The sequence below is a fragment of the Lysobacter sp. 5GHs7-4 genome, assembly GCF_021284765.1.
In the GTDB taxonomy this organism is placed as follows: domain Bacteria; phylum Pseudomonadota; class Gammaproteobacteria; order Xanthomonadales; family Xanthomonadaceae; genus Lysobacter.
The window spans coordinates 2668612-2681342 of the sequence record NZ_CP089924.1; the positions used below are offsets into that span (position 1 = coordinate 2668612).

Annotated in this window: 6 protein-coding genes; 2 read left to right on the plus strand and 4 right to left on the minus strand. The window is 67.0% G+C overall.

The features are described from left to right. The first annotated feature begins 62 nt into the window (after window positions 1–62). The gene (locus tag LVB77_RS12140) at window positions 63–1163 is read left to right on the plus strand and encodes a DNA topoisomerase IB (RefSeq protein ID WP_232906367.1); all 1101 of its coding nucleotides are present in this window, start codon (window positions 63–65) and stop codon (window positions 1161–1163) included. A 92-nt stretch (window positions 1164–1255) separates the two neighbouring features. Here LVB77_RS12140 and LVB77_RS12145 read toward each other — a convergent pair whose 3' ends face one another. Both LVB77_RS12145 and LVB77_RS12150 read right to left on the minus strand, forming a co-directional pair. After that, window positions 1256–4336, minus strand: a complete 3081-nt coding sequence (locus LVB77_RS12145) for an efflux RND transporter permease subunit (RefSeq protein WP_232906368.1) — start codon at window positions 4334–4336, stop codon at window positions 1256–1258. Further along, window positions 4333–5433 carry an efflux RND transporter periplasmic adaptor subunit gene (locus LVB77_RS12150; protein WP_232906369.1) on the minus strand — a complete coding sequence of 367 codons (1101 nt, stop codon included), beginning with the start codon at window positions 5431–5433 and terminating at the stop codon, window positions 4333–4335. Before LVB77_RS12150 ends, LVB77_RS12145 begins: the two co-directional genes overlap by 4 nt. A 634-nt stretch (window positions 5434–6067) precedes the next feature. Between LVB77_RS12150 and LVB77_RS12155 the strand changes: the two genes are divergently transcribed. Next, window positions 6068–7513 carry an Hsp70 family protein gene (locus LVB77_RS12155; protein WP_232906370.1) on the plus strand — a complete coding sequence of 482 codons (1446 nt, stop codon included), beginning with the start codon at window positions 6068–6070 and terminating at the stop codon, window positions 7511–7513. A gap of 10 nt (window positions 7514–7523) precedes the next feature. Here the strand turns inward: LVB77_RS12155 and LVB77_RS12160 are convergent, their stop codons facing one another. Then, complete coding sequence (locus tag LVB77_RS12160) at window positions 7524–8162, minus strand: hypothetical protein (RefSeq protein WP_232906371.1); 639 nt, start codon at window positions 8160–8162, stop codon at window positions 7524–7526. Beyond that, complete coding sequence (locus LVB77_RS12165) at window positions 8159–12439, minus strand: RHS repeat-associated core domain-containing protein (protein WP_232906372.1); 4281 nt, start codon at window positions 12437–12439, stop codon at window positions 8159–8161. Before LVB77_RS12165 ends, LVB77_RS12160 begins: the two co-directional genes overlap by 4 nt. Between the last annotated feature and the right edge of the window lie 292 nt (window positions 12440–12731).

Here is a 12731-nt window from a genome sequence, read left to right on the forward strand (position 1 = left end):
GCCTTGGCCCGGCGCAAGGCCGTTTTCGCCGCCTTGACGCGACTGCCCGTATCTGTGCCCCGATGGCACGCACCGGCATTATCGACCCGAGCCCACAGGGCGCGACCGACGCGGAATCCGCGCGGGTGGCGGCCGACGCCGGTTTGCGTTACGTCAGCGACGCCGCCCCCGGCATCGCCCGATTGCGCGCCGGCCGCGGCTTCCGTTACCGCGACGCGCGCGGCCGTGCGGTGCGCGATGCGGCCACGCTGGAACGGATCCGGGCGCTCGCGGTACCGCCCGCCTACCGGGACGTGTGGATCTGTCCGCAGGCCAACGGCCATCTGCAGGCCACCGGTCGCGATGCGCGCGGCCGCAAGCAGTACCGCTACCACCCGGCCTGGCGGCATGCGCGCGACGACGGCAAGTTCGATCGCATCGTCGCCTTCGGCGCGGCCTTGCCGCGATTGCGCCGGCGCCTGCGCAGCGATCTCAAGCTCGCCGGCTTCCCGCGCAACAAGGTGCTGGCGATCGTGGTGGCCCTGATGGCCGACACCTTGTTGCGGGTCGGCAACGATGCTTATGCGCGCAGCAACGGCAGCTACGGCCTGACCACCTTGCGCAATCGCCATATCGACTTCCTGCGCGGCGGACGCGCGCGCCTTCATTTCCGCGGCAAGGGCGGATTGGCGCACGAGGTCGCGATCGACGACGCCGGCCTGGTCCGGCAGATCCGGCGCTGCCAGCAACTGCCGGGGCAGTTCCTGTTCCAGTACCGCGACGACGACGGCAAGGTGCAGCCGGTGGATTCGGGCGCGATCAACGCCTATCTGCGCGAGGCCATGGGCGGCGAGTTCAGCGCCAAGGATTTTCGCACCTGGGGCGGCACGCTGGCCGCGTTCCGGCGCCTGGCGGCATTGCCCACGCCCGAGGGCAAATCCGGCGGCGCGCCGAGTGCGCGCGCGTTGGCGAAGATCGAGAACGCGATCGTGGCCGAAGTGGCGGCCGCCTTGCGCAACACGCCCACGGTCTGCCGCAAGTCCTACATCGACCCGGTCGTCTTTGCCGGCTGGCGCGAGGACGCCCTGCATCGTTACGCCGCGCAGGCGCGCGGAGAACGCCAATGGGAACAGGCGACGCTGCGCTTTCTCAAGCGCCGGCACGGCGTACGCGGTCGCGCCTGAAGCGCCGCGGCGAGTCATCCGCCCCGACGACGGCGCCGGGACTCGACCCCTTACCACCGGAACCGCCTGCGCGGTTCCGGTGGCGCGCGGGTTCAAGCCGACGGCGGCTGCTGCAGCGGATGCGAGGAACGGTGACGGAACTTGCGCGTCATCCATTCGCCCAGGTCGTCGATCACCGTGAACGCAGCCGGGATCACGATCAGGCTCAGCAGCGTGGAGGTGATCAGGCCGCCGATCACCGCGATCGCCATCGGCGCGCGGAAGCTGGAGTCGCCGGAGAAGCCCATCGCGATCGGCATCATGCCCGCGCCCATGGCCAGGGTGGTCATGATGATCGGTTGCGCACGCTTGCGGCAGGCGTCGACCAGCGCGTCGTGCTGACTCATGCCTTGCTCATCCTCGGCGATCACCGCGTAGTCGACCAGCAGGATCGAATTCTTGGTAGCGATGCCGATCAACATCAACAGGCCGATCAGGGCCGGCAAGGACAGCATGTTCTGTGTCAGCAGCAAGGCGCCGAACGCACCGCCCGCGCACAAGGGCACCGCGGTCAGGATGGTCATCGGCATCAGCGCATGGTTGAACAACAGCAACAGCACCATGTAGATGCAGATCAGGCCCGCCGCCATCGCCAGCATGAAGCCGATGAACAGTTCGACGAAGACCTCGGCATCGCCGGTGTTGAGGAAGCTGACACCCGGCGGCAACTGCTTCACGCTGGGCAGCTGCTGCACCTCCTCCATCACCTCGCCCAGCGGGCGCCCGTTGAGCTCGGCGGTCAGGGTGACGTTGCGCTGGCGCTGGTAGCGCGAGATCAGCGACGGACCGCTGCCCATCTGGATGTCCGCTACCGCGCCCAGCGGCACCGGTCCATAGCGGCCCGGCACGCGCAGTTGCCCGATCAGCGCCGGATTGGCCAGCGTGGATTCGGCGAAGCCGACCCGGATCGGGATCTGCCGGTCGGGCAGGTTGAGCTTGGCCAGGCGCTGCTCGTAGTCGCCCGCGGTCGCGATGCGCGCGGCCTCGGCGATGTCCGCGGTGGCCACACCCAGATCGGCGGCGCGTGCCGGATCGGGCACGATCTGGATCTCCGGGCGCAACAGCGAGGCCGACGAGGTCACGCTGCCCAAGCCGGGGATGCGGCGCAGGTCGCGTTCCAACGCGATCGCCGCGTCCTGCAGGTGCTTCGGATCGTCGCCGGACAGCACCAGCTGCAGCTGGTTGCCAGGCTCGGAACTGACGTAGCTCACGCGCACGCCGGGCAGTTGCGCCAGACGCGCGCGCGCCTCGCGTTCCAGCACGCGCTGGTCGCGGTCGCGGTCGTCGGCCACGCCCCAGTCCAGCACTAGGCTGGCCTTGCGCGATTCGCCGATGCCGGTGGTGGACGGGTCGCCCAGGTCCAGCACGCTGCCGACCGCGGTGTAGACCTGCTTGAGCTCCGGGATGTCCTTCAGCAGCAGGCGCGCGCGTTCGGCCACCGCCACGGTTTCCTGCAGGCGTGCGCCCGGCGGCAGTTCCAGGTTGAGATTGCTGCGGCCCAGGTCCGACTGCGGGATGAAGGTCGCCGGGATCAGCGGTACCAGCGCCAGCGAGGCGACGAACAGGCCGGTGGCGATCCACAGCGTGCGGGCGCGATGCCGTAGCGCCGCGTCCACCCAGCCCAGGTACCAGCGCATCAGTTTCGAATCGCCCTTGTCCTCGCCGTGCGGCTTGAGCAGGTAAGCGGCCATCATCGGCGTCAGCAGGCGCGCCACCAGCAGCGAGAACAAGACCGCGGTGGCCGCGGTCCAGCCGAACTCGCGGAAGAACTTGCCGGCGATGCCGGGCATGAACGCGACCGGCACGAACACCGCGGCCAGGGTCAGCGAGGTTGCGATCACCGCGTTGCCGATTTCGCCGGCTGCTTCGCGCGCCGCCTCCAGCGGCGGTTTGCCCATGCGCAGATGGCGCACGATGTTCTCGATCTCGACGATGGCATCGTCAACCAGGATGCCCACCACCACCGACAGCGCCAGCAGGGTGATCAGGTTCAAGGTGAAGCCGAACCAGTACATCACCGCGAACGTCGGAATGATCGACAAGGGCAGGGCCAGCGCCGACACCCAGGTCGCGCGCCAGTCGCGCAGGAACAACCACACCACCAGCAAGGCCAGCAACGCGCCTTCCCAAAGCATGGTCATCGACGAATCGTAGGAGCGGTGGGTCTCGTCGATCACCGTGGTGACCAGGCGGAAATCGATGCCGGCGTGGCTGGCTTTGAGCGCGTCCAGCGCCTTGTGCACGCCTTCCTCGACCTTGACCTCGCTGGAGCCGCGCGTGCGCGACATCGAGAACGCGACCACGTCGGCGCCGTCCAGCAATGCCGCCTCGGTGGGGTCGGCGGCCGCATCGGTGACCTTGGCCAGCGTCGACAGACGCACGGCGCGTCCGTCCGGCAGGCTGATCGAGTAATCGCGCAGCGCCTGCGCGTCGCCGACCGTGCCCAGGGTGCGGATGGTCTGCTGTGCGCCGTCCAGCTCGGCCTTGCCGCCCGCGCGTTCGACCTGGATCTGCGCCAGCTGCCGCGACACGTCGCCGGCGGTGACGCCGAAGGCCTGCAACGCATTCGGATCCAGGTCCACGCGCACCTGCCGCTGCACGCCGCCCACGCGCGTGACCCGGGCCACGCCGGGCACGCCGTACATGGCGCGCGAGACTTCGCGATCGACGAACCAGCTGGCTTCGTCCGGCGTCATGCCGGGGGCGACCAGCGCATAGGTCATCAGCGATCCGCCGATGTCGACCTTGGAGATCACCGGCTCCTGGATGTCCTGCGGCAGGTCGGTGCGGATGCGCGTGACCGCGTCGCGGGTGTCGTCCAGCGCGGTGGCCAGATCGGCTTCCAACTGGAATTCGATATTGGTGGTGCTGACGCCTTCGCTGACCGTGGACACCACGCGCTTGACGTTGGTCACCGTGGCGACCGAGTCCTCGACCTTGCGCGTGACCTCGGCCTCGAGCTGGCTGGGCGAGGCGCCGGGCTGAGTGACCGTGACCGTAGTCATCGGGAAGGCGATATCGGGGAAGCGCGCCACCGGCAGCTGATGGAAACCCCACAGCCCGGCGACGCACAGCACGAAGAACACCATGATCGCCGGCAGCGGCCGGTCGATGGCCCAGGAGGAAAGATTCATCGTGCGCCCGCCTTGGCGGCCGCGGCCGGCACCACGCGCACGCGGTCGCCATCGCCGAGGAAGCCCGCGCCTTCGGCGACGACCTGATCGCCGTCCTTCAGACCTTCGACGATCTCCACCAGGCCTTTGGCGGTCTGACCGGTGCGCACGCGCTTGCGCTCCACCACGTGCTGATCCTTCATCGTGAACACATAGCTATGGCCGTCGCGCTGCACCACCGCCGAGCTGGGCACCATCAAGGCGCGACCGTCGCCGGTGACGATGCGGCCCTCGACGTACACGCCGGGCCTGAGCGCGCCGGGATCCGGCAGATCGACGTACACCGTGCCGGTGCGCGTCTGCGCATCGACGCCCGGCGTGACCGCGCGGATGCGGCCGACGACGGTGCTGCCGGAGTAGGGCAGCTCGACCGTGTTGCCGACCGCGACGCCGGCCAGTTGATCCTCCGGCAACTCGGCGCGCCACTCCAGGCGGCCGTCGCGGATCAGGCGCAGCAGCTCGCTGCCCGCGGACACGACCTGGCCCGGCTGCACCAGCCGCTTGGAAATCACGCCCGCGGCCGGCGCGCGCAGTTCGGCGAAATCGCGACGCAGCTGCGCCGCATCGCGGCCGGCCCGCGCCGTGGCCACCTGCGCCTCGGCCTGCACGCGCGTGGCGCGCAGTTCGTCCAGGTTGCCTGCGCTGATCAGTTGTTCGGCGGCCAGTTTGGCGCCGCGGTCGTAGCTGACCTGGGCCAGCGACAGCGAGGCCTGCGCCTGCCGCAGCGAGGCTTCGGCCTGCGCCAGCTCGCTGTCCAGGGTGCGATGGTCCAGTTGCAGCAGCACTTGTCCCTTGCTCACCGCCTGACCGACATCGACCCGCAGCGCGGTCACGCGTTGACCGCTGAGTTCGACGCCCAACTGCATCTCTTCGAAGGCCGACACCGGGCCCGACACCAGCACGCTGCGCGCCAGCGGCTGCGGGCGCGCCGCCACCAACGACACCGCCATGGCCGAGGCGTCGTTGGCCTTGCCTTCTTCTTCCTTGGTACCTCCGCATGCGGCCAACAACGAACAAACCAGGAACACGAGTAACCAACGCGGGGGACGTGCACGCATGGGAGATTCCGTAGCAGAAGTGGAAAAAGTTGGCGCAGCGAGAGCGGCGGACGTGGCGGGGATCGGCGGCGAGCGGATCCGGCCTCGGCTGGCAGATTGCGTCCAGCTTAGAAGGACGAGTTTAAGAAGGATTAATAAGTCCACACCGCGTAGCGCCGTGTGCAGGGCCGGAGCATTGCGGCGCTTGCGGCCTGACGGAAGAGGAAGAGTACCGCTGGACTCGCGCAGGCAGCGGGCGTCGGGAGGTCTGAGCCATCGGCCATGAGGACGACCGCTGAGCGGGATAGCGAATCCAGGTCCGTTGCCGACATCGGCTGTCTTGCGTTCCCATGGCTGCAATGGGGGCATCTCGATCAATCGCATCAAATGCGATTGATTCCTATTTGCATAAATGCTAGATGGCACCTGGCGCCGCGTCAAGTCGAACCCGACGCCGGGTAGACGATCCTTAGCCGCCACGGCCGAAGCACTGATACCCGCACCTCGCATGCGGTCGCCGCTGCTGACGCGGCCGATACGCGGTCGATACCGATCGCGACCGCACCTTGGGTTCGCCGCTGCGCTTTGCTACTCATCCGCCTCAAAGCGGTTTCGAGGCAAAATGGCGGGTCCGCCATCATTGAGCACGTGGTCCATGCGGATCGGAATCGACTTCGGAACCAGCTACTCGGCCGCGGGCGCGGTGGTCGACGGCCAATTGCGCCTGATCCGCTTCGGCGACGACCATCAGTTCCGTACCACCGTGTTCTTCCCGCTGCGGATGCCCGACGTCGCGCAGTTCGAATTGACGGAAGCATTGAACGAGCAGGTGAGGGCGCTGGTCGCCGGCGCGAAACGCGACCAGACCCAGGAGCTGGCACGGGTCCAGCGCTTGCGCGACGAGGCCATGCGGCAACCGGCGCACTTGCGCGCGCAGGCATTGGCCCTGGTGCCCACGGCACGCAAGCAATCGGATTTCGAAATGCAGCGTGCGGCCGTCGTCGCCGTACGCCGGCAATGGGCGGCCGACCAGGTGCGCAAGGCGATGGAGGCCGGCGCGGACGTGCACAACGCGCTTTACGGCGACGAGGCGGTCGAGGCTTACATGGCCAGCGGCACGGGTCACCTGGTGGTCTCCCCAAAGTCCATGCTCGGCTACAAGCTCGAAGGCAATGCGCGCGAGACCCTGCTGCGGATCGCCACCCAACTGCTGCGCCACATCCGCGCCAGCGCGTCCGCGCAGTTGGACACCGACGTGCGCGCGGCGGTGATGGGCCGTCCGGTGCGCTTTCGCAGCAGCATGAAGGAAGCCGGCAGTGCGCAGGCCCTGGAGATCCTCACCGACGCTGCCTATGCGGCCGGGTTCGACGCCATCGAGTTTCTCGAGGAACCGGCGGCGGCGGCCTACGGCTATCACCGCGAACAGGCCACCGCGAGTCGGACGCTGATCCTGGACATCGGCGGCGGTACCACGGACATCGCGCTGGCCGACGTCGGCGGACCGGCTTCGGCGCCGGTAATCCACGGCTCCTGGGGCGATCCCGTCGGCGGCACCGACGTGGACATCGAACTGAGCATGCGCGGCGTCATGGCGCAGTTCGGCAAGGGCGTCACGCCGACCGCGGTGCATCGTTACTACGAGGCGTCGACGGTCCAGGATCTGGAGCGGCAGAGCAACTTCCGCCTGGCCTCGTTCAAGGACGTAGAGGCGCCTTACGGCCCGCGTCTGCAGCGCCTGCAAGAACCCGGCCACACCGTGCGCCTGAATCGCGATGTCGAGGCGGCCAAGATCGGTCTGAGCAGCCAGGATCGGGTCGGATTCACGCTGGACTACATCGAAGACGGACTGTGCGTGCAGTTGGACAAGGAGCGGCTACAGGACGCGGCCAGCCCGTTCCTGCGCCACCTGGGCGAACTCATCCGCAAGGCCAAGGCCGACCTGCGCGAGGCGCCGGACAGCGTCTATCTGACCGGCGGCATGTCACGCTCGCCGTACGTGCCGGCGATCGCCAGGGAGATGTTCCCGGCCGCGCGTATCGTCGCCGGCGACGCATCGTTGGGGGTGGTGGCGGGGTTGGCGCACGCGGCGGCGGTCGATTGAACGCCCGCGGTCAGCGGGTTCGGGATCTCACCACGTAGTCGGCCAAGCGCTCCACGCGCGGATGCGTCTGTTTTGTCGCCCCTAGCGTTACCATCCGCGAACGCACGGCCGCCGCGCGCCGTTCGTCTTCCTCGCTCTTTCCGTAAAGCATCACCACGATGAATTCTTCGCCATTGGCGGACGCGGCGAAATCCAGCGAACGGCCGTTGGCGAACAGCACGGTCCCCAGGTTCAGGTACTCGTCGTCGTACAGATACACCGCGTAGTCGCGGAGGCCGGGATCGTTCATCTCCGAGCAGCGCTGGAGCAGCTGCTGCAGGGGTATCTCGCACCAGGACACCTCGATGGCATCGTAGCGAATAGCGTCGCCGCAGGCATAGAACTTGAACGCAAATTCGTAGCGGCGCTGGCGGTACTTCCGCTGGCGGTGGAAGTACAGAATTTCTTGATCGTCGATGCGATCGGATCCGTAGTCGGCCGCGAGCTTGATCTCTTCGTACAGCTCGGGCGAATCGGCCAGTGCAGCGTCGAAGGCGGCCATCGAGCCCGCCGCCAGATAGCGGGCAAGCAATTCCAGGGGCTGGAGACGCGCGACCTTTTCGATCGCGCGTGCGACGGGCGAGGGGGGGCGACGGACCGGTTTCGTCACGTGCGGCAGCCCTTGAATGGATTGGTGCCCGCCGCGATATGGGCTTCGGCGATCTTCTTTACCTCCGCGATCTGGGCACGCAAATTCGGGTTCTTCAGACCGGTCTCGTTGAGCATCAACTCCGCCTGTTTGACGATCTTGGACAGCTCGGCCGGATTGTCGAAGTAGCTCTCGATGGCCGAGTTGAGCGGCGCAACCTTGACTTTGTTGTTGTCGATACCGCTGCCGAGGTGCGTGTTGAGCATGCCTTGTTTCCCTATCACCTTGCCGTTCTTATCCTTCACGTCCACATAGTAGGGCACAAAGCCCACATGTCCGCTGTTGCCGCGACCCGTCATGCCCGGCCCCTTCACATTCACATGCGGGCCGGGGCCGCTGGCGAAATCGGTGCCGGCGACATTGCCGTAGGACACGTCGTACGGGTTCTTCTTGGCCAAGCCCAGCGGGTCGCACCAACCGAACGGGTTCGGTGCGTACTCGCTGAGGTTCAGCCCGCCCGCAAGGCGAATCGGATCCTGCGATACGAAGGCGCCTACCGCCGGATCGTAGTAGCGAAACCGGTTGTAGCAAAGGCCTGTTTCCGGATCGCTGTATTGGCCCTGGAAGCGCAGCGGATTGGCGATGCGCTCGGAATGTTGTTGACATACCGCGCCCCAGGCGGCGTAACCGGCCGACCACATCACGCTGCCCGCGCTGTCCGTGATCCGCGTGGGGCAGCCGTTGGGGTCGACGTGATAGTGATACGTTCGCGCGACCGTTGCGGTCGCATCGGCATCATCGTTGTCGGCATCTGGAACCGGATGTTTTTCCAGCAAAGCCAAGGGCACGAACGTGGCGGGGTAGTAGACATACTCGCGAGCACGCGCATGCAATGACGCGAACGCGCGCTTGCGACGGCGAGCCTCGAGGATGTCCACCACAAAACCGTCGCTCATGGGGCCGGGCGCATCTACCTGCGCGTTTTCCTGCGTCACCTCGCCCAATAGCGCATCGCAGTCCCAGAAGAACCAGGTGGTGTGGCTGGTATTTCGCTTGAACACGCGCCGACCCAGCGGGTCGTAGCCGTATCGAGTGACCAAACCGTCCTTGCGGCTTTCGATCAAACGCTGCTGCGCGTCCCAGCGTAGTTGCAGGGCGCCATCGTCCCGCTCGACGGCGGCACTTTCGCGTTGCAGCAGATTTCCGGCACGATCGAAGGCATAGGTCATCCCGGCGTACTCGCCTTCGCGCCTCCATTCGTCGGGCTGAGGCTCGCCTCCCACCACCCTGCGTTGCGCCTGGCTGTGTACGCGCGTGCGCAAGCGATCGCCGACGGGGTCGTTGAGGAAGCTCGTCAGCTGGCCACGCGGATCGAGGTGAGTCAGAAGCCGGCCGATTGGATCGTAGGTGTAGCGGTCGGTGCCATGCGCGCTGTCGTGCCGTTGGATCATGTTTCCTGCGGGATCGTAGGCATAACCGGTGTCGAACAGCGGCGTCTCCTCGTGCAACACTGCCTGGGCACTGATCAAGCCCCGGTCGTCGTAGCTCAGCTGACGCTGCACCTGTGGACTCAGGCGTTCGGTCACGGCCCGGCCGTGCACGTCGCGCTCTATCACGATGGGCGCATCGTCATTGATGGTTACGCGATGTAATTGACCGCGCAGGTCGAAGGCGCAGGCGACGCGATTGCCGGCGCTGGTGGTACGAACAATGCGCTGGCCGAGCGCATCGAAGGTGTTGGCAACGGCAAAGCCATCCTGATCCTCCTCGATCAGGCGCCCCTCCAGGTCGAAACGACGCCTGATCCGGCGATGCGCGTTGCGCAGCTCGATCAGCTGGCCGCGTGCATCGTAACGGAAGCTTTCTGTAGTCTGCAGGCCAGGGCGATCGACGTCGGGCAAGGTCCGGGCGGTGATGCGACCGAGCCGATCGGAGGCGTAGGTCACCGTTTGGCCGAGGGGATCGGTTGTACCGGCCAGGCGGCCCGATGCGTCGTAGCGGTACTGCCGGGTCTGTTCCCAGTAGTCGGCTTCTTCGATCACACGGCCCAGTGCATCGCGACGGAGTCGGTAGCGTTCGCCGCGCTGGTTCACCACTCCGGTCAACTGCTCTTCGCTGTCGTATTCGTACTGGACCAAGTGGCCATCCGGTAGCAGGCGCCGGACGATCTGGCCGGTGCCTGCATAGGCCAGCTGGGTCACCGCGCCGGCCTGGTCGGTGTAACGGATCAACTGGTCCTCGGCGTCGTAGACCGCGCGCATCGTGCTGCCGTCGGGATGTACGATGCGCAGCAAGCGACCCTTGGCGTCGTAGTCGTGGCGGCTGCATTGACCGGCTGCATCGGACTGTTCGAGCATGCGGCCCAGCGCGTCATGCTGGAACGTGCTGCGCGCGCCGAGCGGATCGACCAGCACCTGCAGCTGACCGTGGCGGTCGTAGTGCAGGGCCGTCACCGCCCCCAGGGCATTGGTGTGCGTGGTGAGCTGACCGTGTGCGTCGTAGCCGTAGGTCGAGACCGCACCCAACGGGCTGATCTGCTCGACCAGCAGATCGCGTTCGTCCCAGCGCTGCTGCCAGCTCGCCTGCAAGGGGTCGATCACCGCGATCGGCCGGTCGTCCTCGTCGTACTGGGTCTGCAAGCTGCTGCCGTCGGCGCGCGTCAGCTGCAGCAGGTTGCCGCGCTCGTCGTAGACGAACTCGGTGCGCAGGCCCGCGGGGTCGACCACCGCCGTGGTGCGGCCGGCCTCGTCGTACTCGAACACGGTCACGCCGCCCAGCGGGTCGATCTCGCACAGCGGTAGGCGGTATTCGTCGAACTTCACCAAGGACGTATGCCCCAGCGAGTCGGTGATCTCGACATCGCCCAGCAGGTCGTCGTAGCCGAAGCGGTAGTCGTACAGGCCGCCGTCGCCCCAGCTGTGGACCACCCGCCATTGGTCGTCGTAGGCGTAGTGGAACGACAGGCCCAGGCGGTCGGTGTGGCGGACCATGCGGTGCTGGCGGTAGTCGAAGGTCCGCGGCGCGTCCAGCGGGTCGAAGGCCGACACCAGATCGCCGGCGTCGTTGTATTCGTAGCGCACCAGCGGATGGTTGCGGCCGGTCGCCGGGTCGTGCAGCTCCAACGCCTCGATCCGGCCCTGACGCGAGGTCGCCTGCAGGAACCGGCCCTGCAGCGGCTGGCCGCTGACCGGATCGACGGTGCCGCTTTCGACGATCCGCACCAGGTCGGCGCCGCGGCGCTCGAAACGCCAGGCGTTGCCGCTGGCGTCCTCGATGCGCTGGATCGGCAGCGTTTGCGTCGTCAACGCCACCAGGTTTGCGGCCGGGCGTGCGAACGCGTAACGCAGGCCGTCCTTGCTGCGCACCCGCCATTCGTCGCCTTGCGCGTACAGACGCGCGCCATCGACGAACTCGCGCACGGCATGCGCCAGGCCCGGCGCCTCGGGCGCCTGCGGGAACACCGCTATGCCGTCGCCACCGTGGAACAGCACGCTGCCGTCGGCGTCCAGTTCCAGTCGAATGTCGGCCGGCGTCTCCCAGCCGTAGCCGCAGGCGCCGACGTGGTCGTTGTTGGAGCCGTACTCGCGCGTCCACGCCAGCGGCAGGCGGCCGGGCACGACGAAGTCCTCGTGCGTCACCGACACGCTGCCGGTGCGGATGTCCACCGGCTCGGCGCGCAGCACCTTGCACTTGAGGAAACCCGGCTTCATGTTGCCGAACACTTTCTGGCGCAGCTTCTTGAAGGCCTTGCCGCCGCGCTTGAACACCGGGCCCAGCAGCTTGAACAGGCCCTTCATCGCCATCGCCATCAACGAGATCGTCGGCGGCCCGCCGACGTTGACGTTGGTCGGAATGGCCAGGTTCACCGCCGTGGGCAGGGTCAGCGACAGCTTGGGCTTCTTCGGCTTGCGGAGGCGGAACGGCGGCACCATGCCGACCACGTTGCAGTCCAGCACCGGCATGGCCAGCTTGGAGAACGGGTCGCCGTCGGCCGACACCGTCATGCTGCCCATGAACAGTTCGTCGTCGGTCTGCGGGCCGGTCGGCAGCTTGGGCAGGAACGCCGGGTGGTAGGCGCCCATCGGAATGTGCAGGTTCAAGCCGCCGGTGCCGGCGGTGGCGCGCTTGATGCCGTTGACGTGCACGGTGCCGCCCAGGAAGGGCAGGTAGTCGAACGGATCCAGCACGATGCCGATGTGCGGCGTCGGCAGCGGCACCGGCAACGGCACCGGCGGGAACACGTACATGTGGATGTCGATACCCAACTGCGGGTCGAAGTGCTTCGCGGCGGTGGTCATGGGGGTATCAACGTCCTTATTCTTCTATAAACCAGGTCGGTTCCAGTTTCGACGCTACACCGCCGAGCGGGGTGAACGTCGCAAAGTGCTGCGAATATCGGCGTGGCCCGGTGCCGGATTAGGGGCGAGCTTGGCGCGAACCGCCCCAAGGCAAGCCGCTAATTTTCCACTCATCGGCGCCTGACCTCCTAATCGAAATGCCGAAATCGCGATGCGAGTCAAAGTACGTTGCGGCACAAACAAACGACATGAAACTTGTGGGGCAGAGCATTGCCGAAGACAAGAATTGGGC